17 protein-coding genes are annotated in these 22,055 nt (G+C 62.4%); 12 read left to right on the forward strand and 5 right to left on the reverse strand.

Annotation, left to right across the window (positions count from 1 at the left end):
- Positions 1–29 precede the first annotated feature (29 nt).
- The 3 genes from KIT10_02585 to KIT10_02595 all read right to left on the reverse strand — a co-directional run bounded on the left by KIT10_02585 (position 30) and on the right by KIT10_02595 (position 8,096).
- A complete protein-coding gene (locus KIT10_02585; protein MCW5898130.1) occupies positions 30–1,034 on the reverse strand; it encodes a type IX secretion system membrane protein PorP/SprF in 1,005 nt (334 codons plus the stop codon).
- Positions 1,031–5,095 carry a gliding motility-associated C-terminal domain-containing protein gene (locus tag KIT10_02590; GenBank protein ID MCW5898131.1) on the reverse strand — a complete coding sequence of 1,355 codons (4,065 nt, stop codon included), beginning with the start codon at positions 5,093–5,095 and terminating at the stop codon, positions 1,031–1,033. The genes KIT10_02585 and KIT10_02590 overlap by 4 nt, the downstream gene beginning before the upstream one ends.
- A 73-nt stretch (positions 5,096–5,168) precedes the next feature.
- Positions 5,169–8,096, reverse strand: a complete 2,928-nt coding sequence (locus KIT10_02595) for a gliding motility-associated C-terminal domain-containing protein (protein ID MCW5898132.1) — start codon at positions 8,094–8,096, stop codon at positions 5,169–5,171.
- A 170-nt stretch (positions 8,097–8,266) separates the two neighbouring features.
- Between KIT10_02595 and KIT10_02600 the strand changes: the two genes are divergently transcribed.
- From KIT10_02600 to KIT10_02620, 5 genes are all read left to right on the forward strand, one after another.
- Positions 8,267–8,662, forward strand: a complete 396-nt coding sequence (locus KIT10_02600; protein MCW5898133.1) for a hypothetical protein — start codon at positions 8,267–8,269, stop codon at positions 8,660–8,662.
- 5 nt (positions 8,663–8,667) lie between these two features.
- Positions 8,668–8,997, forward strand: coding sequence for a hypothetical protein (locus KIT10_02605; GenBank protein ID MCW5898134.1), 330 nt, complete (start codon positions 8,668–8,670; stop codon positions 8,995–8,997).
- Positions 8,998–9,072: 75 nt separating this feature from the next.
- Positions 9,073–10,413, forward strand: coding sequence for a signal recognition particle protein (gene ffh, locus KIT10_02610; GenBank protein MCW5898135.1), 1,341 nt, complete (start codon positions 9,073–9,075; stop codon positions 10,411–10,413).
- A gap of 34 nt (positions 10,414–10,447) precedes the next feature.
- Complete coding sequence (locus KIT10_02615) at positions 10,448–11,338, forward strand: bifunctional 5,10-methylene-tetrahydrofolate dehydrogenase/5,10-methylene-tetrahydrofolate cyclohydrolase (GenBank protein MCW5898136.1); 891 nt, start codon at positions 10,448–10,450, stop codon at positions 11,336–11,338.
- Positions 11,339–11,428: 90 nt separating this feature from the next.
- Positions 11,429–12,169: a hypothetical protein gene (locus tag KIT10_02620; GenBank protein MCW5898137.1), complete on the forward strand. Its 741-nt coding sequence runs from the start codon at positions 11,429–11,431 to the stop codon at positions 12,167–12,169.
- A 6-nt stretch (positions 12,170–12,175) separates the two neighbouring features.
- Here KIT10_02620 and KIT10_02625 read toward each other — a convergent pair whose 3' ends face one another.
- Positions 12,176–12,598 (reverse strand): phosphoheptose isomerase, encoded by a 423-nt coding sequence (locus KIT10_02625; protein MCW5898138.1) that lies wholly within the window; start codon positions 12,596–12,598, stop codon positions 12,176–12,178.
- 13 nt (positions 12,599–12,611) lie between these two features.
- A complete protein-coding gene (gene acs, locus KIT10_02630) occupies positions 12,612–14,528 on the reverse strand; it encodes an acetate--CoA ligase (GenBank protein MCW5898139.1) in 1,917 nt (638 codons plus the stop codon).
- Positions 14,529–14,728: 200 nt separating this feature from the next.
- Here acs and KIT10_02635 point away from each other — a divergent pair, with 200 nt between their 5' ends.
- The 7 genes from KIT10_02635 to KIT10_02665 all read left to right on the forward strand — a co-directional run bounded on the left by KIT10_02635 (position 14,729) and on the right by KIT10_02665 (position 21,967).
- Entirely contained in the window at positions 14,729–14,887 is a 159-nt protein-coding gene (locus KIT10_02635) for a hypothetical protein (protein ID MCW5898140.1), read from the forward strand.
- Positions 14,888–15,067: 180 nt separating this feature from the next.
- On the forward strand, positions 15,068–16,297 hold the full coding sequence (locus tag KIT10_02640) for a hypothetical protein (GenBank protein MCW5898141.1): 1,230 nt from the start codon (positions 15,068–15,070) through the stop codon (positions 16,295–16,297).
- Positions 16,298–16,307: 10 nt separating this feature from the next.
- Entirely contained in the window at positions 16,308–17,372 is a 1,065-nt protein-coding gene (locus tag KIT10_02645) for a hypothetical protein (protein MCW5898142.1), read from the forward strand.
- Between the two features lie 141 nt (positions 17,373–17,513).
- Positions 17,514–19,100: a hypothetical protein gene (locus KIT10_02650; GenBank protein ID MCW5898143.1), complete on the forward strand. Its 1,587-nt coding sequence runs from the start codon at positions 17,514–17,516 to the stop codon at positions 19,098–19,100.
- Between the two features lie 73 nt (positions 19,101–19,173).
- Positions 19,174–20,907 (forward strand): hypothetical protein, encoded by a 1,734-nt coding sequence (locus tag KIT10_02655; protein ID MCW5898144.1) that lies wholly within the window; start codon positions 19,174–19,176, stop codon positions 20,905–20,907.
- A gap of 54 nt (positions 20,908–20,961) precedes the next feature.
- Positions 20,962–21,420, forward strand: coding sequence for a hypothetical protein (locus tag KIT10_02660; protein MCW5898145.1), 459 nt, complete (start codon positions 20,962–20,964; stop codon positions 21,418–21,420).
- Between the two features lie 4 nt (positions 21,421–21,424).
- Positions 21,425–21,967 carry a hypothetical protein gene (locus tag KIT10_02665; protein ID MCW5898146.1) on the forward strand — a complete coding sequence of 181 codons (543 nt, stop codon included), beginning with the start codon at positions 21,425–21,427 and terminating at the stop codon, positions 21,965–21,967.
- Positions 21,968–22,055: the final 88 nt, after the last annotated feature.

Raw genomic sequence — 22,055 nt, forward strand, 5'->3', positions numbered from 1 at the left:
TTCTTCGCACGATGCGGAGAAGTCGCCGATCAGAACTTCGGGCAGGGCACGATGCGCACCCGCCGATTCTTGGTATGGCGCGGCCATTCGTAGCTGAGGCTGATCTCGTGCGCGCCACCACTGGCCATGGTGAGCCTGCTGATGGTGATGTCGTAGCTGTAGGTGATCCGCAGTTGCTGCTCGGTCTCGAAGCCCACCAGCAGGATCACCGCCTCGCTGTTGGGGTAGCCGGGCGCATAGCTCTTCAGAATGGGCAGCCCCCGATACCACAGGCCGCCGATCATCCGGTGCCGCTCGATGTAGCCGCCCAGGTCCAGTTGGTCCCATTTGCCCTGCGCCTTGTAGTGTGTGGCCAGGGTCATGCGCGTTTTGCTGCGGTCGAAGCGCATGCCGTCAAGCGCGAAGAGGTAGCCCCCATGCAGACTGACCCGCATCGGCAGACGCGCGTCACGCTCGAGGAACAGGCTCTGGTTGGGCCGGTTGAGGTGGGTGAGTGAAATGCCGACCCAGTAGCGCTCGGAGAAGTACAGGCCGCCGGCCGCGAGGTCCAGGTAGCTGATCTGCTCCACCAAGCCGGTCTCGATGGTGCGTGGCGCGCCGTCGCGGATGATCTGGTCGGCGAAGAGGTAGCCACTGGGGTCGATGCCCCGCATGGTATAGCCCATGCGCAACCCGAAGCGGAAGGCGCGTTTGTGGTCCAGCCGGGCCTCATAGCTGTAGGCCATGGCGATGGTGGTGAAGTGCAGGCCAAGTGTGCCCGCCTTGTCGCGGAGCACATAGCCGCCCAGGCCGCTGTTCGCATCAGCGAAACGGTGGTCGTAGGCGAAGGCGTAGGTCTCGAAACCGGGCTGGATGCCGGGCCATTGCAGGCGGTAGTTCAGCGCGATGCGGTCCTGCTGCGTGTTGCCGGTGAGCGCCGGGTTGAGGTATTGCGGGGCGGCGTAGAACTGCGAGAACTGCGGGTCCTGTGCGGATACGGACCACATCATGGCAAGCGTGGCGAACAGGGCGATATGGCGCCTGGCGGTCCTCATCGCAGAAGGGTCAGATCCGTGGTACGCACCAGTTCCTTGCCGTCCGTGAAGCGGAACCAGGCACGGACCACATACACGTCCTGCGGACACAATTGGCCGCGGTACCAGCCATCCCAGCCGCGCTTCAACTCGTCACTCTCGAACACGAGTTCGCCCCACCGGTTGAAGATCCTCATCCGGAAATCGGCCACGTCCTTGGCGAAGGGGTAGAACACGTCGTTGCTCAGATCGTAGGGGTCATACGCACCGCCGCCGGATCCGTTCGGGTCGGGCGTGAACACGTTGGGTATGACCACCTCATGAACCGGGTCCACGGTGACCGCCAGGCTGGTGGCATCCACACAACCATGCACATCGCTCACCCAGAGCTCCACGGCGTGCATGGCGGCCCATCCGTAGGTATGTGCCGGGTGTTGGGCGTTGGAGGTGCCACCGTCGCCGAAGTCCCAGGCCCATTGGGCGATCTGCCCGGTGGACATATCCGTGAACTGGATGGTGGGCGAACCCATGTCCGTGTGCCAGGGATCCGCGGTGAAGGCCGCGGTGGGGGGCTGATGCGCCACCACGGCACCACTTGCCGACGCGGAAGCGGAGCAGCCCAGTGGCGATGTGGCCGTGAGCGTCACCGTCCAGGTACCCGCTCCGAAGGTGATGGTGGGGGTGGGGGTGAAGGCTTGGGTGCCGTTGCCGAAGTTCCAATGCAGGAGTGTGCCCGCAGGTGCACCCGCGGTCGGCATGGTCACGGTCATTGGTGCGCATCCTTCGGCGATGAGCATTGGCAGGGTGATCGGCGGTGGTGCGTCGATCGCGAGGGCGATCAGTCCATTCAATTGATGGCCGCAGACATTGCTCGCTGTCACGCCGATCTGCATGCTCTGGTCCACCACCAGCGCGTGCGGACCCGGTCCGCTCAGGTCACTGATGGACCATTGCAGCGCGTAGGGCGCAGGGTAGCCGATCACCATGGCACTGACAGTCGCCATGCCGCCCGGGCAGACCGTGGTGTCACCATGGGTGAGCAGCGTGGCGCTTGGGAGATCGAGCACAGCGATGGGCACTTGCAGGGAAGGACCCGAGCAACCGAGCGCGTCCATCACCGATACCGTGATCGTCTGTGAGGTGCTGAAACCAGCCTCGATCGGCGATCCAGTGCCGAGGCCTGCCCAAGTGATCACATGGCCACCGTTGCCTCCCGATGCCACCGCGTTGAGTTGCACCGCGGCACCCACACAGACCGTGTCCGGCACCTCGACCGCCAGGGTTATCGGCTCCGGCGCTTGCACCAGGATCTCCAATGTAGCGCTGCATCCATGGGCATCCACCGCCGTCACGGCCACGGTTCCCGAAGCCAACGCCGAGGCGAAGGCACCGGATTGGCCATCGCTCCAGGTGATGTTGCTAGCGCCGCTTCCACCGCTGGCGAACACTTCCGCCGATCCGTCCTGTCCGCCTGCGCAGGTCACAGGGGTCAGTTGCACCAAAGCGATGGTCAGTGCTTCCGGTTCGATGATCGTTGCGCTCATGGTGCTGTCACAGCCCAGCGCATCGGTCACCAGCACGGTGTATGTGCCAGCGTCGAGTCCCATGGCGATGGCCGTCGTTTGTGCCTGTGGATCGTCCCATTGGTAGACCATGCCCGGCTGGGCGGGAGTGAAAGTGATGGTGCCATCCACCGACCCATGGCAGGTGATGTCGTTGGCCAGCAAGGCGGCCTGGATGAAGCTGTTCGAGATGGCGATGTGGACGGTATCGTGGTGTGGCGGGCAGGATGTATCGCCGACCGCCGTGAGCACGAGATCCACTCCACCGGCGGCGATCTCTTCCGGGGAGGGCGTGTAGATCACGTTCATGCCCGTTCCCAAGAACGAACCGGACCCACCGCTCCAATAGCCATCCGTGGCGTTCACCACCTGGCCATCGAGTTGCACGGCGGTCATGCCGGGGCAGATCACCAGGTCGGGACCCGCATCGGCCAGGACTGGCGTTCCAAAATGCTCGATCGTCACATCAGCCGCGACCGGACCACAGCCGTTCGCATCGGACACCTGTACGCTATAGTCCCCGGCGGTGGCGATGAGGGTGCTGGCTTCACTGCCATTGCTCCATATGAACTGGTAGGGTGCGGTTCCGCCGGCCACCTGGACCGTGGCGCTGCCATCATCCACGCATCCGGCAGGCATGGTGCTGATCGCTTCGATCGTCAAGGGCGCTGGTGCTTCCAGATCCGCGCTCAGCGTCACCGTGCAGCCGATCTCGTCGGTCACCGTCACTTGCCAAACGCCGGCCCCAAGGCCGGTGGCCGTGCTGGCCTGTTGGCCTTGCGGATCGTTCCATTGGTAGGTGATGCCATTCGAAGCGAACACCGTGGCGGATCCGTCCAGCGCATCGTGGCAGGAGGGTGGGTTGGTGGTCACGGAAGCGTCGCCGAGCAGATGTGGCACATCGATCCAGAGGCTGTCACTGGCGGCCGGGCAGGCATCGTTGCCCGTGGTGGTCAGCACCAGCCAGGCGCCCCCTTGGGCGGCATCCTCCAGTGAAGGCGTGTAGCTCACCACCGGCCCACTGCCGGTGAAAGAGCCTTGCCCGCCGCTCCACTGGCCTCCCGTGGCGTTGACCACCGTGCCGTTCAACTGGATGGCGACGCCCGCGCAGGCCTGGTCGTTCTCGCCGGCCATGGCGGCATTGGGCAGTCCCTGGGTGCCGATCGTCGCGCTCATTGGTGGCAACGCACAGCCGGCCGCATCTTCGATCGTCACGCTGTAATCACCTGGGCCGCCTGTGATGGAGGCCTCGGACGATCCGTTGTTCCAAGTGAAGCTGTACGGTCCGCTGCCGCCGCTGACCACCGCTGTGATCACGCCATCGGCATTGCCCAGGCAGCTTTCATCGATCACTTCAAGCGTGGCGGTCATGCCACTCAGCACCGTCACGGCGTAGACATAGGTCTGGATGGCCGGAATGGGACAGGCACCGTCGTTGGCCGTGATGATGAAGGGGAACACGCCTGAAATGCCCGCCTGTCCCGGCCAGCAGACCATGGCGGTAATGGGGTTGGATCCGCTGTAGCTGAAGGTGGCTCCGGGCAGACTCAGCGTCACATTGCTGAAAGCCGTGAGCACATTGTTCGTGTTGGGGTCGGCGATCGTGGCCTCGAAGCAGAAGCCGTTCGCTGGGCACACTTCGATCGCGCGTGGACCGGTCAGCACCGCACCACCCATGAGTTCCTCCACCAGGCCTGTGGACGGATCGGGTGGCTGGTTGTCGCAGGGGTAGGCCACGAACTGCATGTCGCGCATGATGGAACCTGTCCACACCCCATTGACATACTGGTCCACCCGGACAACCACCACCCAGTTGCCGATCAAATTCAAGGTGAACTGTACCTGGCCGGTGACAGGGTCGATCGTGAGACCGGGGATGGGCTCCTGCCCGGTATAGGGGGGCACATAGGCCAGTGGTGCGCCCAACAGCCCCATGGCGTCGATGAGTGTGTAGCTGAGCGAGTCGCTTTCCACATCGTAGGCGCCGAAGCTGTAGCCCATGGGGTAGCCGAGGCAGACGAAGGGGATGGCTACGTTGGTGAAGCGCGGCGAATCGTTGCAGGGCGCCGCCAGCGTGTTGATCACGGCCTTGATGTAGGTGCGCTGCTGGCCGGGATTCACCAGGTTCACGATGGCCGCGTTGCGGTAGATGTTCGTGTAGCTGATCGTCCACGAGGCGCAGGGCGCCAGGGTGATCAGACCGGAATAGGTGTAGCGCTGGATGCCCGGCAGGGTGCCGCCGTTGCAGGTGCTGTTGGGCAGTTGGATGTCGCAGAGCTGTGATAGCTCCACGCCTTCCTCCATGTGCACGAGCAAGCTGGTGTTGCCGCAAGGGCTTTGCACCTGCAGGTTGTAGTAGGGGTCCACGTCGATGCCGAAGCAATCGCGGTAGATCACCATGGTGATCTTGTACTGGTTGGGCCCCGCGCAATCCCAGTAGATCTCGCCGCCCGACATGTGCGAGGCGCGTCCGATCAGGACGGACCCGGTGAAAAGGGCGATGAGTGCGGTACGGAGCATGGCGGAAGACTTGCTTCCCCTGGGTTTCGCGCCGCTGGTACGTGCTGAAGCGTGCAGGGTTGCGCGCGCCCCGTCAACGCAGGAGCGTCACATCGCCCATCAGGGCCCGCTCCGCGCCATCCACGAACCTCACCCACAATTGCCACACATAGACATCCTGGGCGCAGGGCTGGCCCCGGTACCAGCCGTCCCATCCGATCGCCAGTTCATGGCTCTCGAAGATCTGCTCACCCCAGCGGTTGAATATCCTGAAGCGGTAGTCCTGCACGAAGCGCACGAAGGGATAGAACACGTCGTTGCTCAGGTCCAGCGGGATCCATTGTCCACCGGCGCTCAACTGCGTATTGGGCGTGAAGACGTTGGGCACGGTGATGTCGTACACCGGCGTGATGGTCACCGGCCGCACCACACTGGCCACGCAGCCGTGGACGCTGGTCACCTGGTGTTCCACCATGAAGGTGCCGATGTCATCGTACGTGTGCGTGGGGTGCTGCTGAAGACTCGTGGCCCCATCGCCGAAGCTCCAGGCATAGCCGTTGACCTGTCCGGTGGCGAGGCTCGTGAAGTCGATCGTCGCGTGGTCGATGTCCGTGACCCAGGGATCGGCGGTGAATTGCGCCACAGGCGGTGGATGCACGATGATGAGGCCGGTTGTGGAGGCCCCTGCCGTGCAACCGGCGGGCGTGTAAACGGTGAGCGTCAGACCGAACGTACCGGCCGGATAGGTCACGGTGGGTGTGGCTTGTTGCGAAGTGCCGCCATTGCCCAGGTTCCAATGATAGGTGAGGGGCTGGTTCGGTACAAGGGAAGGAAGTGTCAGCGTGAATGGCGCGCATCCCTCGGCGATCACCGGCGGCATCTGGATCACCGGTGGTGTTTCAAGGAGCAGTTGCACGGTGCCGGCCAATTGCTGGCCGCAGCCATCCGTGACGATCACATGCAATAGGCTGTCACCGATCACCACCACACTGTGTGGGCCGGGTCCTGTGGAACCCAGTTGCGGCCAGCTCATGCTCCAATCGCCCGGGTAACCGGCAAGCGAGGCGGAAACGCTGGCCACGGCGCCGGGGCAGAAGGTGGCGCCACCAGCCGTGGTGAGTGTCGCGGATTGCAGGTCCAATACGGACACTGGGAAACTCAGTGTGGGACCCGCACACCCGGCGGCGTCCTGCACGGTCACGGTCACCGTCGTGTTGGACTGGAACAGATGCGTGATCGGGCTTCCGGTGCCGATACCGGCCCAGGTGATCACGTATCCGCCCGACCCTCCGCCGGCTTGCGCGGTGAGCGTCACCGGAACGTTCACACAAACGGTGTCGGGCACCTGGGCCGTGAGTGTCACAGGTGGCGGTGCTTGCAACGTGCCATCCAAGGTGATCGAACAGCCGTTCGCGTCGGTGATGGTCACACCGAAGGCACCACTCGGCATCCCCGTGGCCTGTGGCGTGCTTTGCCCTGCCGCAGTGCCCCACCAGGCGTAGGTGTAGGGCGCGGTACCGCCGGAAACATCGATGCCAGCGGATCCGTTGGCGTCGCCGGAGCAGACAGGTGCCTCAAGCGCATTGAATGAGGCGTTCAGTGGCGCAGGTTCCGTGATCGTGATGGTGAGGCTGGTATCACACCCCAAGGCATCGGTGACGAACACGGTGTATGCACCAGGTCCAAGGCCATTCGCCGTAGCGGTGGTCTGTCCTGCGGGATCGTTCCACAGGTAGCTGAGTTCCGGATCGGCGGGCGCAAAGGAGGCGGTACCATCAGCTGCGCCCTGGCAACTCACGTTCGTGGCTTCGATGGTGGCGCCGAAGAAGGGAACCCCGAAAAGGATGGTCAACACATCCGATCCTCCCGGGCAGGGGCCGTTGCCCGTGGTGGTGAGCGTCAATTGCACGAAGCCAGCAGCGATCTCCGCAGGGGTCGGCTGGTAGGTCGCACCAAGCGTTTCGGGAGATGGAAGAAATACGCCCTGTCCACCACTCCAAATACCTGTGGTCACCCCTGTGACGCTCCCGTTCAGTGGCACGCTGGTGGATTGTCCGCACACCAAAATGTCATCTCCAGCAGAGGCCGTGATGGGGTTGGCGAAGCCGTTCACCACCACTTGGGCCGTGGCTGGCGGGCAGTTGGACGCATCGTTGAGCGTCACCGTGTAGGTGCCTGGCCCCACGAATATGCTGGAGCTTGTTTCGCCCGTGCTCCACAGATAGCTGTAAGGAGGTGTTCCGCCATCTCCGACCACGGTGATGTCGATGCCTGGCGCGCCAAAGCATACCACCGGGTCTTCCGGCACGATCACCGCGGTGAGGGTTGGATTGAAATACACCCGCACGGTATCGCAATAGCTGTTGCTGCTGCAAGGGGCAATGGCGTTGCCACAGACCTGGTAGTCCACATAGGCGGGCGCGCCCGCCTGGCCGGTCACCTGCGTGTTGGCGCATGTCGGACAAGCGAGGTAACCGTTGTAGGCACCAGGCGGTCCGGGTTCGATGGAGGTCCATTGGATGGTGCCCGGGGCGAAACCGCTGCTGGTGAGCGTTCCGGTGCAACCGTCATTGAGGACAAGGCCCGGTCCCGCGGATGGTGCGGGCACCGAGGTGATGCAGTACTGATTGGAATTGTTGCCGGGCTTGCAGAAGGTGAGCACATGGGGACCAGGGCCATCGAGGCAGATGGGCTGGCCGACCTGGATCGGCGGGCCACAGCCGATCTGGTAGAACAAGGCACCGGGTGGTACCGCTCCCGCGCAGATGTCGAAGTGGATACCCTGCGCATCAGGGTGCAGGGTGATGATGAACTCCAGGCATTGATCGGGTGCGGTCACGCCGCAGCATTGCCCATTGCGCTGGATGGAAGGACTCAGGAAGGTGGCATTCGGCGCACTGCTCAGGTCCACCACAAGGCTGGGCACGGTGGGTCCACATTGGCCCTGTGCGGAAGCCTCGAGCAAGCAGACCATGCCCATGGCAAGGAGTGTCAATAGCTGGATCCGGAACATGGTCTCCATGCGCGGTACTACGGTCAGGTGTTCCAAAAGATGCCCTAAATGGATGGGAGGTGGCCCATCGTCGACGGATGCTTGAATAAGTCCGCCCAATGGTCGGCTTACCGGCCATCGCGTTCCCATCCATGACCGTTGTCAAGGACCAGCCGCATTCCCCGTTGAACTTTGTGGTCATGTGGTGGAAGGTCCTCGCCATCTGGTTGCTGTGCATGGTCGGCGCCATCGCCAACGGCAGCCTGCGTCAGTTCGTCCTCAACCCCGCGATCGGCGCAGCCTGGGGCCATGTCCTCAGTACGTTTCTGTTGGCGATCATCATCCTCGGCATCACCTGGGCCACCATCCGGTGGATGGGGCCGGCCGATGCGCGGCAGGCATGGGCCATGGGCACCGCCTGGCTGCTCATGACGCTGGTCTTCGAGTTCGGCATGGGCCGTTTCATCAGCCACCTGAGCTGGACCGAAATGTTCGCGGACTACAACCTGCTGAAGGGCCGGGTGTGGGTCTTCATCCCCATCATCACGTTCATGGCCCCCTGGTGGATGGCGCGGATGCGCGGTTTGTTCCATTGACCGCCATGCGCGCGCTCACCGCGATCAAGCTGCTGCACACCGCCGTGTGGGTCTTCTTCAATGGGGTGATGCTCTACCTGCTCTATGCCGTCATCACCGATCGCATCGACCACTGGGTGTGGATCGGCCTTGGGTTATTCGGGCTGGAATGCCTGGTGCTGCTGGTGTACCGGATGAGCTGTCCGCTCACCCTCGTCGCCCGCCGCTACTCGGACTCCGATAAACCCAACTTCGACATCTACCTGCCCGAATGGCTGGCGCGGCACAACCAGCTCATCTACGGCAGCCTGCTGGGGCTGGTGGCCGCAGGGGTGATCTGGCGGGTGGTGGGGTGAGGCACCTGAGGGGTCTTCGCTTTGAACCGACGGCGGATCCGTCCCGCTACCTTCGTGGCCCCATTGTCAACAAGGATGTTCGAGAACCTCAACGACAAGCTCGAAAGAGCCTTCAAGGTCCTGAAGGGCCAGGGCAAGGTCACGGAGATCAACGTGGCCGAGACCATGAAGGAGATCCGGCGCGCGCTGCTGGACGCCGACGTGAATTACAAGACCGCCAAGGATTTCACCGACCGGCTGAAGGAGAAGGCCCTGGGCGCGAACGTGATCAACGCCATCAGCCCAGGGCAGCTGCTCACCAAGCTGGCCCAGGACGAACTGGCCGAGTTGATGGGAGGCCGCAATGCGGGCATCAACCTGGGTGGCAACCCCACGGTGATCCTCATGAGCGGCCTGCAAGGCTCGGGCAAGACCACCTTCAGCGGCAAGCTGGCCGGGTACCTGCGCAAGAAGGGCAAGAAGCCCCTGCTGGTGGCCTGCGACGTGTACCGCCCCGCCGCCATCGATCAGCTGGAGACGCTGGGCAAGCAGCTGGACATCGCCGTGTTCAGCGACCGCGAGAGCAAGGACCCGGTGGCCATCGCGCAGAAGGCCATCGCCCACGCCAGGCTGCACGGCTACACGGCCGTGATCGTGGACACCGCCGGCCGCCTGGCGGTGGACGAGGCGATGATGGACGAGATCACCCGCGTGAAGAAGGCCATCCAGCCTCAGGAGACGCTCTTCGTGGTGGACAGCATGACCGGCCAGGACGCCGTGAACACCGCCAAGGCCTTCAACGAACGGCTGGACATCGACGGCGTGGTGCTTACGAAACTGGACGGCGACACGCGCGGCGGTGCGGCGCTGAGCATCCGCAGCGTGGTGGACAAGCCGATCAAGTTCATCGGCACGGGCGAGAAGATGGAGGCGCTGGACGAGTTCCACCCGGACCGCATGGCCGGCCGCATCCTGGGCATGGGCGATGTGGTGAGCCTGGTGGAACGCGCCCAGGAGCAGTTCGATGAGAAACAGGCCCGCGAGCTGAACCGGAAGCTGCAGAAAGACCAGTTCGGTTTCGACGACTTCCTGGAGCAGATCGGGCAGATCAAGAAGATGGGCAACATGAAGGACCTCATGGGCATGATCCCCGGCGTGGGCAAGGCCATGAAGGACCTGGACATCCCGGACGACGCCTTCCGCCACATCGAAGCGATGATCGGCAGCATGACACCCGATGAGCGCCGCGAACCGAGCATCATCAATGGCAGCCGCCGGCAGCGCATCGCCCGGGGCAGCGGCCGCGACATCAGCGAGGTGAACAAGCTGATGAAGCAGTTCGAGGAGACCCGCAAGATGATGAAGATGATGGGCGACAAGACGAAGATGAAGGCGATGATGCAGCGGATGCAGCAGGCGCAGGGGATGAGGCGGTAGATGCCGGCCTCAGCATTCGTCTATCTTCGTCGGCATGCCGGAAGTGACCACTTACCAATTGCTGGATGGCCGTGCGGCGTCAAAAGCCATACGCGCGGAGATCGCCTCGAAAGCGGCTGAAGTGAAGGCCCGGCGCGGCCATGCTCCCCATCTGGCCGCTGTGCTGGTGGGTGATGATGGTGCCAGCCGCACCTACGTGGAAAGCAAAGTGAAAGCCTGCGAGAGCGTGGGCTTCCGCAGCACATTGCTCCGCAAGCCTGCCGACATCACCGAAGCAGGCCTGCTGAAGCTCGTGGACGAGTTGAACAGCGATCCCGAGCTCGATGGCTTCATCGTACAACTGCCGCTGCCCAAGCACATCGATGCCGACCGCATCACGCTGGCCATTGATCCGCGCAAGGATGTGGATGGCTTCCACCCGGTGAACGTGGGCAACATGGTGCTGGGGCTGCCCGGTTTCCTGCCAGCCACGCCGGCCGGCATCGTGGAATTGTTGAAGCACTACCAAGTGCCCACCAGCGGCAAGCATTGTGTGGTCATCGGCCGCAGCAACATCGTGGGCACGCCCATGAGCATCCTCATGAGCCGCAACAGCGAACCCGGTAACTGCACGGTGACACTCGCGCACAGCCGCACCAAGGACCTGGCGGCCATCACCCGCCAGGCCGACATCCTGATCGTGGCACTGGGCAAGCCGGAGTTCGTATCGGCCGATATGGTGAAGGAAGGCGCCGTGGTGGTGGACGTTGGCATCCATCGTGTGGACGCCCCCGCGCGCAAGAGCGGCTTCCGCTTGCTGGGCGATGTGAAGTTCGATGAGGTGGCACCCAAATGCAGCGCCATCAGCCCGGTACCTGGTGGGGTGGGGCCCATGACGATCACCAGTTTGCTGCTGAACACGCTGAAGGCAGCATCGTTGTCATGAAGCGCCCCTGCTGACGTTCTTGTCGATCACATCAGGGTGTCGGTCTAATTGGCCTTGCCTGCCCTTAAATGGCGGGGATACCTTGGCAGCATGAACACCCGGATCACCCTGCTGATCCCATGTCTCGCGACCGGCCTGGTGCTTTCAGGCCAATGTCTGGTGGATATCCCACAGGACACGGTGACGGTCTTCCACGGTTACGAACCTCTGGCATGTGCAACGGTGGAAGCCTTGGTGGAGGAGGCTGTTGAACCCTACACCATGGAATGGAGTTCCGGCGTGAGCGGCACACAGATCACTGTTTGCGACACCATTCCGGGCTGGTACTTCGTCAACCTGCAGGATGCGGAAGGTTGTTCATACATCGATTCCGTGTTCGTGAACGTGGCGGATGTGCGCTGCGGTGCCAACAACCACAAGGTGCTGGTGTGCCACCTGCCCCCGGGCAATCCGGCCAATATGAAGCAGATCTGCATTGGAGCACCAGCGGTGGCGGCTCACCTGGCCCACGGTTGCCTGCTTGGTCCCTGTGCTGTGGTTACTGATAGTGTCCAGACCGATGGGCTGCAACTGACCATCGCACCCAACCCCATGAGCAAGGTCGCCTCCGTCAACTTCTCCAGCACGACCGATGAGCGGGTGAGTCTTTCCGTGATCGATGCCAGTGGCCGGATGCTCAGCGTGCTGTACGAAGGCGATCTGGCCGCGGGTGATCCGCGTACGCTATACCTGGACGAAGCGGAGCTGCCGGCGAGCACACACTTGGTCTGGCTTAGGCTGCAAGGCTTATCGGGCGTGATGGTCCATCGCGCGCTGGTCATCGGCCGCTGATCCGGCTCAGTCCTCTTTGAAGGTCTCGATCGTCGCGCGGCGTTCCACCAGATCGGTGAACCTGCCGTTGTACCGAGTGGCCCGCACAATGTGGTTGTCGATCCAGTGGTAGTTGCCGCCGCGCGGCTTGCCGAACAGGCACGCGTGGTACTTGAAGCCATGCTTGCTCAACCAAGCTTCGGTAACCGCGCGATGCTCCTCCAGGCGGCTGGTGAAGAAGGTAATGATGTGCCCTTCGTCGTACCACTTGTTGCAGATCTCCAGCGCGCCCTCGTATATCGCCGCCGTGGCCATGCGCTCGGGCTCCTCGTTGGGGATGTCCTCGCAGATGGTGCCGTCGATGTCGATCAGGAAGTTCTTCTTCCCCTCGGGCAGTTTGGGGCTGATGCGTTTGCCGTTGTCGAAGGCGTCGTGGAGGTGGTCGCTCATGGAACGAAGGTCGTTACAACTTGCCCGCCGTGATCTCCTCCACCACCGCCGGATCCAACAGGGTGCTCGTATCCCCCAAACTCCCCAACTCGTTCTCCGCCACCTTCCTCAGGATGCGCCGCATGATCTTCCCGCTGCGCGTTTTGGGCAGGCCGCTGACGAACTGGATCTTGTCCGGCTTGGCGATGCGTCCGATGCCGGCCACCACGGCTTCCAGGATCTCGCCGCGCATGTTCTCCATGGCCTGTGCATCGTCGGCGGGGATCGGCGTTTCGCAGACCACATAGGCGTAGATGCCCTGGCCCTTGATATCGTGCGGGTAGCCCACAACGGCGCTTTCCACCACGCCCTTGGCCTGGTTGATGGCGTTCTCGATCTCGGCCGTGCCGAAGCGGTGGCCGCTCACGTTGATCACATCGTCCACCCGGCCGATGATGCGGTAGCGGCCGTCGGCATCGCGTTTGGCGCCGTCGCCGGTGAAGTAGTAGCCCTTGTAGCTGCTGAAGTAGGTCTGGCGGCAGCGCTCGTGATCGCCCCAGGTGGTGCGCAGGATGCTGGGCCACGGGAACTTCATGCACAGCAGGCCCTCCACTTCGTTCTCGGTGATCTCCTTCCCATCGGGCGTCAGCAGCACGGGTTGCACACCGGGCAGGGGCCACGCGGCGTGCGCGGGTTTCTCGTCGTTCACACCGGCCATGGTGCTGATGAGGATGCCGCCGGTCTCGGTCTGCCACCAGGTGTCCACCACGGGGCATTGGCCCTTGCCGATGTGCTGCTTGTACCAGTGCCAGGCCTCTTCATTGATCGGTTCGCCCACCGTGCCGATCACCTTCAAGCTGTCAAGCGAGTAGGCGAGGACGTGGTCCAGCCCTTGGGCCATCAGGCTGCGGATAGCCGTCGGGGCCGTATAGAAGATGTTCACGCCGTGCTTGTCGATCACCTGCCAGAAGCGGCCCGCATCGGGGAAGGTGGGCACGCCCTCGAACACCAGCGTGGTGGCGCCGTTCAGCAGCGGCCCGTAGATGATGTAGCTGTGGCCGGTGATCCAGCCCACGTCGGCCGTACACCAGTAGATGTCGCTCTCCTCGTACTGGAACACGTTGCGGAAGCTGTAGTCGGTGTACACCATGTAGCCACCGCAGGTATGCACAACGCCCTTGGGCTTGCCGGTGCTGCCGCTGGTGTAGAGGATGAAGAGCGGGTCCTCCGCATCCATCACTTCGGCCGGACAATGCTTGTCCACGTGCTGTAGCTCGTCGTGCAGCCACACATCGCGGCCTTCCTGCATGTTCACGCTCCAGCCCAGGCGCTCGGTCACGATCACCTTTTGAACGCTGGGGCAATTCTCCAGCGCCTCGTCCACCACACGCTTCACGGGGATCTGCTTGTGTCCACGGTTCAGGCCGTCGCTGGTCAGCACCATGGTGGCGGCGGCATCCTGGATACGGTCGCTCAGACTCTGTGCGCTGAAGCCGCAGAACACCACGCTGTGGATGGCCCCGATGCGCGCGCAGGCCAGCGTGGCGATCATCAGCTCGGGCACCATGGGCATGTAGATGCAGATGCGGTCGCCCTTCTTCGCGCCGCTGCGCTTCAGCACGTTGGCATACTGGCACACGCGCTCGTGCAGTTCGCGGTAGGTCAGGCGCACGAAGCGTTCCTTGGGGTCGTTCGGTTCCCAGATGATCGCCAGCTTGTTGCCGCGTTGCTTCAGGTGGCGGTCCAGGCAGTTCTCGGTGATGTTCAGCTTGCCGCCGATGAACCACTGCACATCAGGCTGCTCGAAGTCCCATTCGAGCACCTTGTCCCAGGGCTTTTGCCAGGTGAAGCGTTCGGCTTGGGCGGCCCAGAAGGCTTCGGGGTCTTGTACGCTGGCGGCCAGGGCGCTGTCGTATTCGGCTTGGGTGCGGATGCGGTGGAAGTCGGTCATGCTTGAGGCTAGTTCACGACGAAGTTGGCGATCGGGGCCGGAACAGGAGCGACCGAACTGGCCAGCACGGCTGGCCATCTTGTGATCGACGATAGTTTTTCAACATTCATCGATATATTTTTCACATTCGTCTTGACAATGTGATCCGTCTTGGTGCAACTTGCGCCCACTCTTCAGGGAGGCCCAAACCCCTCTCTGACATGTGGCCGATACAAACCATTACGCTGTTGCTCTGTTTGACCGACGATGAACAACTGTTCGCCCAAGCCATTCCACCTGTGGATGCACTCCCGGCCGTGGAATGCCTGGCGCCAGAACCGAATGTGGAGGAGGATGCCTTGACGATCATGGTTGTCTGAGCGGCGGCGTTGCACCCGAAAGATCCCAGGCCGACAGGTCTGGTTCCCCAGACCCCGGTACCACTGCCCTGGTGCCGGGGTCGCCTTTTCTGGGGTGTGGTCGTCCATGGTGATGGACCCATGCGGCCGCGAGGGGAGGCTGTGCTGAAGCCCTACTTTCGCCGCCTCGAAACCAACGACATGAAGAACTACCTGATCATCGCATTGGCGCTGTGCTCGGCGCCTTGCCTGGCCGTGGACCGCATCGTGGAGGAATTCGGTGTTCCCCCGGCCTTTCCCAGCATCGCTTCGGCCATCACAGCGGCCAACGACGGCGACCGCATCATCATCAAGAACCGCGCGGGCGGTGTGCCTTGGATCGAAACCATCAACGTGGCCAAGAGCCTGGAGTTCCTCAGCTTCGATAACAACGGTTTCTTCAACGTGCAGGGGAACTGGACGCTCACGGCCGCCACCGGGCGGGTGATCCGGATCATCGGCATGTACAACACCAGCGGCTCCATCACCAGCTCGGGTACGGGCACGGTGGGCAGTGCGAGCGTGTCCATACTCGACAGCCGCTTGGTGAACGGGAACATGACCCTCACCACGGCGGTCTTCAAGAACGAAGTAGTGGGGTGCACATTGGAGAGCGGACGCATCCACCTGAACATGGGGAGTGTGATCGGTTGCAACATCAACAACCAGGGTGTGGGCCACGCCATCTACATCAACTCGGCGGCGGCCTTCCAGAACGACACCAGCGCCGTGGTGGGCAACATCGTCGTGAGCACGGACTCCAGCCCCGCGATCTTCATGCTCACGCCGGCGCAGGTGGTGCATGTGCGCAACAACTACATCCGCCACAGCAACGAGGGCATCCGGCTGAACAGCGGCAACACCCAGGCCGTGCCCAACCTGATCAGGAACAACACCATCGTGGCCTTGGCCGGCAGTGTCAACAACGGCATCAACCTGGGCAGCTTGTCCTCCAACTCCGTTTGGGAGGTGATGAACAACGCGATACGTGCCAACACGGGCAATACGAAGCGCGGTGTGCACAACGGTGGTTCGCTCGGCAATGCCCAGGTCAACGTGTACTGGAACGTGTTCGATGCTTCGCTGACCGTTCCGGTCGCGACCGGTTTCACCTTCGTGGGGAACAATGTGGAGGGCGGCAATGTGAACGTGGACCTGGCCACAGGTGCGTTGGAGGCAGGCAGCTCGGGCATCGATCAAGCCAATCCCGCCGCGCCCTTCTTCGACCTGGACCTGAGCTTGGGCGATGCGGGCGCTTACGGCGGCAGCTATACGCTGGTGAACTTCCATCCGCTGCACACCGGCGCGGCCCGCGTTTTCCTGGCCGGGCATCCCTACAACATCCGCGAAGGCGCCACGCTGCGTGTGAAGGCCAAAGCTTGGGACCGCTAAGCCCACTGCCATGAGCTTGACCAAGTCCTTCCTGTTGCTGGCGGGCTGGCTGTTGGGCCTTTCGCTCGCCGCACAGCACATCACAGCCGCTGAATATTTCTGGGACACCGACCCTGGCGCGGGGAACGGCACGCCCATACCAGCCGTGGACGGCAACTTCAACGATGCGTTGGAAGCCATCCTGCTGGAGACCGCCACACTGCCCGCCGTGGGCCAACATACGCTGGGCATTCGTGCCCGTGACCTGAACAACGCCTGGGGTCCGGTCTTCAGGAAAGTGATCGTGGTGGAGCCCTCCTTGCTGAGCCTGCCGGAGATCCGCATTTCACAGGCCGAGTATTTCTGGGACAATGACCCCGGCCCTGGCAACGGCCTGCCCATGCTCGCTTTCGATGGCGACTTCAACAGCGCACTGGAACAGGTGATGGTGGAGACCGCCGCGTTGCCCCCGGTGGGTGCCCATGTGCTGGGCATGCGCGCGCGCGATGCACAAGGCGGTTGGGGGCCTGTTTTCCGGGTGGTGGTGGACGTGCTGCCCAATGCGGTGAGTTTCCCCTCGATCCGCGTCTCATTGGCGGAATACTTCGTGAATGACGATCCCGGTCCGGGCCAGGCCATGCCCATGCTCGCCGTCGATGGTGACTTCTCCAGCGCATTGGAGCGGATCCGGGGCGGGGAGATCCCCACGCCGGTCTACTCCGGTGTGAACGTGTTGTGGATGCGTGCCCGTGATGCCCTGGACCAGTGGGGGCCGGTGTTCGGCATCGTGGTGAACATCGATACCACCATCGTGGGCACGGTGTCCATCCCGGAACCGGAGCCTCCGGCAAGAGAGGTCATACTGCTGCCGAATCCTACCGACGCCGCCAGCGGTTTCATCATCCGCTTCAGCGATGCGCCTGGCGATGTGCGTGTGATGCTGTTGGATGCCGGAGGCAAACGGGTGGCCGAGCACCATTTCCTGGCGGACAACGAGGTGCGCGTGCCGTTGAATGGCATGGTGCGAGGCCTCTACCACGTGGGCATCTGGTTCCGCGAAGGACTGCCCGAATGGCGCAGGCTTGTGGTGCACTGAACAAGAGCGGACCGCGTGCAGCTGGGCGGGCCACTGGGTACGCTTTATACTTTTTTCCTGCGCATGCCTTGGCTGGTACAGAATGGATCCATTCCTTTGGCTGCATTGGCCGCCATACCCACCTTAACACCTCTGTAACAAATGAAGATCTTACTGCCTATCGCTCTCAGCCTGTGGCTGGGGGCCACACCCCTTATGTCCCAAAGCAAGACCGACCGCGCCTCCGTGAAATGGGGTGTGGAGATGAACGACAGCAAGGATGGCGCTTTCGAGGAGGTCGTTGGCTATACGGACGACCATGTGTACATGACCGTGTCCGTGAAGAAGGAGGTCTTCTTACGGAAGATGGACAGCAAGCACCGCACGGTGTACCAGAAGCTCATACCGCTGACCTTCGACAGGAACGACCACACCTTGAAGGAGGTGGTGTTGTTCGGCGACAAGCTGTTGGTGTTCACCACGTTCCTCGACAAGAAGGACAAGTCCACCTCGGTCTACCTGCGCACGTTCAGTGAAGCGGACATGAAGCCGCTCGGTCGCATCCGCAAACTCTCCACCATTGATGTGGCAAGCCGCAGGAACACCGGAGCCAGCCAGGTGCGTGTTTCGCCCGGTGACAAGGCCGTGCTGGTCAGCCAGTTGCTGCCATTTGACAAGGATGGGAGCGAACGCTTCGAACTAAAGGTGTTCGATACAGAGATGAACCCGATCTGGGAGCGAAGCGTGGAACTGCCATACGCCGACAAGGAATTCACAGTGGAGAACGTCCGTGTGGCCGATGATGGCTCCGTGCTCATGATCGGGATGAAGTATGCCGAAAAGCGGGAGGCCAAGGAGTTGAAGAAGGACGGGAAAGCCACGTACGAGTACCACCTGCTCGTGTTCCATGGGGACGGTTCACCGGTGGAGGACCATCCCATCACAGTACCGGATAAATTCTTCCAAGACCTCTCGTTGAACATCGGCACGGATGGGGACATCCTTTGTGGCGGGTTCTACGGGAGCAAAGGCAGTTTCGCCATCAGTGGCACGTTCTTCCTTCGGCTCGACCGGGAAAGTATGGCGATCATCCATTCCAGTTTCAAGGAATTCGAGAAGGACTTCATCACCTCCTACATGACCGAGAAGGAGGAGGCCAAGGCCACCAAAAAGGCAGAGAAAAAAGGGGAGGAACTGGAATTGCCCAACTACGAGTTGCGTGACATCATTCGTCGCGACGATGGTGGCGTGGTCATGGTGGCCGAGCAGTATCGTTACTATGTGACCACCGTCACCACCACGGATGCCAATGGCCGCACGACGATGCGGTACGTCGACAACTATGTCTACAACGACATCATCGTGGTGAACGTGGATCCCAATGGCGACATCGTCTGGGCGGCCAAGGTGCCCAAGCGACAGCACAGTGTGAACGATGGCGGCCGCTATTCCTCCTATGCCTTGGTGGTGAAGGACGACCACATCTATGTGATGTTCAACGACAGCGGCAAGAACCTGATGCTGCTGCCCGGGGACAAGGTGGAGCCCTTCAAGTACGGCAAGGACATGCTGATCACCCTGGCCACCATCAATGCCGATGGCAAGGTGTTCCGGGAGGCGCTGCTGCCGCAGGACAAACGCGATGCGATCACGCGGCCCAAGGCCGGTGTGCAGACCGGCGACGACCGGCTCTTCATCTACGCCAATTGGAAGAAGACCCACCGGTTCGGTACGGTCACGTTCAACTGATCGGGATCTTTCGGTAGTGTGCACCGCCAATTGTCGATCATCGGCCAGTGGCGGTGTCGCATTTTTGCCGTCCATGCGAACCGTGTTCCTGCTGCACCTCATGATGGTCCGAGCCTTGCTTAGCGCTCAACCAGGAACCGGTGCTTGGACCTTCACCGGCACCACCACGCCCACCTGGGCCGAAGCCATTGATGCGTTCCGGGACCTGGACCATGCGCACGCGGGCGCCACGCTTACGGTGATGGGGGCCGACGACGACGGCTCACCGATCCACCTCTTCATCCTGCACGACGGCACCGCGCCGCACCCGGACAGCCTGCGCGCGGCGGGCAAGCGCATCCTGTGGATCACCAACGGCATCCACGCCGGCGAGCCCGATGGGGTCGACGCCAGCCTGCTACTGGCCAGCGCCCTGCTGCACAGCGACCAGTACATGGGCCTGCTGGCGAAGACCACCGTGTGCATCGTGCCGGTGTACAATGTGAGCGGTGCGCAGCAGCGCAACAGCCACAGCCGCGCCAACCAGATCGGCCCCGAGGAGTATGGCTTCCGTGCGAACGCCCGCAACCTGGACCTGAACCGCGACTTCATCAAGGCAGACAGCCGCAACACCCGCGACCTGCTGAAGACCTTGCGTCACTGGGACCCGGACATCTACTTCGAGACGCATGTGAGCAACGGCGCCGATCACCAGTATGTGATGGAACTGCTCACCACGCACCCGGACCGCTTGGAACCCGCATTGCGCATGTACCTGGATGGCACTTTGAAGCCCGGACTGTACGAATGGATGGGGCAGCGCGGCATCCTCATGTGCCCCTACTTCGAGACCTTGAAGGACTTCCCGGAGCAGGGGCTGCACGGCTTCCTCGATGGGCCGCGCTACAGTTCCGGTCACGCGGGTCTCTGCCAGCGCATCGGAATACTCTCCGAAACGCACATGCTGAAGCCCTTCGCGGAACGCGTCAACGCCACCTTCCAGCTGATGCTGGCCACAATGGCCGTGATGGACCGTGATGGGGAGCGGCTGGCACGTGTGCGGGAACAGTCCAGGAGAAGCACCGCCTCGGCAGGCACCTTCGGGTTCAACTACACCTTGGACTCCACCCAAGTGGAATGGCTGGATTGGAAGGGCTATCGTGCGGGACACAGGAACAGCGCGGTGAGCGGACTTCCACGTCCGTACTACGACCGCGGCCAGCCCTTGGACACGCTGGTGCCATGGCTTGACCGCTATGCGCCTTCCTTCTTCATCACCAAACCCAAGGCCTACCTGATACCGCAGGCCTGGCGCGAGGTCATTACCAGGCTCAAACTGGACGAAGTGGCCATGGAAGTGGTGAAGGACCGGACCAGTTTCGCGGTGGAGGTCCAGCGCGTGCAGGATCTGAACACCGTGAAGACACCTTATGAAGGGCGCTACTTGCACCACGGCATCACCACGGCCACTGAGAAGGGCAGGGTGGAGGCCATGCCCGGGGATGTCCTCGTACCCATGGGCCACGCCACCGACCGGCTTGTGATGGAGATCCTGGAGCCGCGCGCCAGCGACAGCTTCTTCGCCTGGGGCTTCTTCGACAGCGTGCTGCAGCAGAAGGAATACTTCAGCAGCTACGTCTTCGAGGATATAGCGACGGACCTGCTGGCCAGGGATCCCGCCCTGCGCCGGGAATTGGAGAAGAAAAAGTCCTCCGACCCCGCTTTCGCCGCCGATGCGCATGCCCAGTTGCTCTGGATCTACCGTCGTTCTCCCCATCATGAACCCGGCTACCGGCGGTATCCGATAACGCGGGTCACCGGCCCATGAACGGAACGGTCCCGTCCTGCTTACCTTGGCGCAATACCCCGAACATCACGGACCATGGACCACACCGCGCTGAAACGCAGCGTGCTGAGATCGGCACGAGCCCGGCTGGACAACACCGCTGGCGAATTGCGGACAAGGATCGAGGAATTGCGCGCCGTCACCATCGGAGATGACAACGCCGAGAGCGCCAGCCAGACGGAAAGCACCCGCGGCGGCGACCTCGAGTTGATGAACTCACTGGGGGAGCAATTGGAGCATGTGCTGCTGGACATCGACCAACTGGCCAATATCGATCCGGAGGTGAAGTTGGACCAGGTGCAGTACGGCGCTGTGGTGCATACCGATCAACGCAATTTCCTCATCGCCGCCAGCCTGGAGGAGTTCGATTCCGGGGGAAAGCACTACCTCGGTGTGAGCACCAAGGCGCCCCTGATCCAGGCCATGACCGGGAGACGGGTGGGGGATAAGGTCACCTTCAACGGCGTCACTTACGACATCCAGGACATCTGCTGAACGCATGGAGCTGTACGCCATCACCATTGGGGCGCGGGTGAAGCACCCCGCCATGGGCACGGGCGTGGTCCACGACATCGACGACCGGACCGTGCATGTCTTCTTCAAGGACCATGGCGAGCAGGCCATCAGCCGAAGCTTCCAGGGACTTGAAGTGACCGCGCCCGGACCGGAGCTGCCGGGTGCTGAACTGGACATGGAGGCCGTGGAGGAAGCCCTGCGGAATGTGCTGGAGCAAATGCAACTGCCCCAACGCCCGGTGGAGATGGCCAGCAAGTACGAAGGGGGTACGCTTGAAATGAAGCCGCGCGACGCCTCGTTGAAGAGCAAGGAACTGCCCATCGACGCCTTCTTCCACAAGATTGTGATGATCCGCGACCGCTTCCGCGTGCTGGAGCAGAAGATCAACGCGCACCCCAAGCTGAGCGAACAGGACAAGGTCGAGCTGCAGCAATACATCACCCGCTGCTACGGTTCGCTCACCACCTTCAACATCCTCTTCGAGGACAAGGAGGACCACTTCGTGGGGCAAAAGGGGGAGGGGTAGGCAGGTTCGCAGGGACGGCCTATCGGGTCGATCGTCGTTTCATCAATGGTACATGAGCGAGCGGGTTGCGATCCGCGCATCACGGACT

This window comes from Flavobacteriales bacterium (assembly GCA_026129465.1).
In the GTDB taxonomy this organism is placed as follows: Bacteria; Bacteroidota; Bacteroidia; order Flavobacteriales_F; family PHOS-HE28; genus PHOS-HE28.

Coding starts and splice junctions, on each gene's coding strand:
- KIT10_02585 (MCW5898130.1), bottom strand. CDS start 1,034: ATGAGGACCGCCAGGCGCCATATCGCCCTGTTCGCCACGCTTGCCATG.
- KIT10_02590 (MCW5898131.1), bottom strand. CDS start 5,095: ATGCTCCGTACCGCACTCATCGCCCTTTTCACCGGGTCCGTCCTGATC.
- KIT10_02595 (MCW5898132.1), bottom strand. CDS start 8,096: ATGGAGACCATGTTCCGGATCCAGCTATTGACACTCCTTGCCATGGGC.
- KIT10_02600 (MCW5898133.1), top strand. CDS start 8,267: ATGTGGTGGAAGGTCCTCGCCATCTGGTTGCTGTGCATGGTCGGCGCC.
- KIT10_02605 (MCW5898134.1), top strand. CDS start 8,668: ATGCGCGCGCTCACCGCGATCAAGCTGCTGCACACCGCCGTGTGGGTC.
- ffh (MCW5898135.1), top strand. CDS start 9,073: ATGTTCGAGAACCTCAACGACAAGCTCGAAAGAGCCTTCAAGGTCCTG.
- KIT10_02615 (MCW5898136.1), top strand. CDS start 10,448: ATGCCGGAAGTGACCACTTACCAATTGCTGGATGGCCGTGCGGCGTCA.
- KIT10_02620 (MCW5898137.1), top strand. CDS start 11,429: ATGAACACCCGGATCACCCTGCTGATCCCATGTCTCGCGACCGGCCTG.
- KIT10_02625 (MCW5898138.1), bottom strand. CDS start 12,598: ATGAGCGACCACCTCCACGACGCCTTCGACAACGGCAAACGCATCAGC.
- acs (MCW5898139.1), bottom strand. CDS start 14,528: ATGACCGACTTCCACCGCATCCGCACCCAAGCCGAATACGACAGCGCC.
- KIT10_02635 (MCW5898140.1), top strand. CDS start 14,729: ATGTGGCCGATACAAACCATTACGCTGTTGCTCTGTTTGACCGACGAT.
- KIT10_02640 (MCW5898141.1), top strand. CDS start 15,068: ATGAAGAACTACCTGATCATCGCATTGGCGCTGTGCTCGGCGCCTTGC.
- KIT10_02645 (MCW5898142.1), top strand. CDS start 16,308: ATGAGCTTGACCAAGTCCTTCCTGTTGCTGGCGGGCTGGCTGTTGGGC.
- KIT10_02650 (MCW5898143.1), top strand. CDS start 17,514: ATGAAGATCTTACTGCCTATCGCTCTCAGCCTGTGGCTGGGGGCCACA.
- KIT10_02655 (MCW5898144.1), top strand. CDS start 19,174: ATGCGAACCGTGTTCCTGCTGCACCTCATGATGGTCCGAGCCTTGCTT.
- KIT10_02660 (MCW5898145.1), top strand. CDS start 20,962: ATGGACCACACCGCGCTGAAACGCAGCGTGCTGAGATCGGCACGAGCC.
- KIT10_02665 (MCW5898146.1), top strand. CDS start 21,425: ATGGAGCTGTACGCCATCACCATTGGGGCGCGGGTGAAGCACCCCGCC.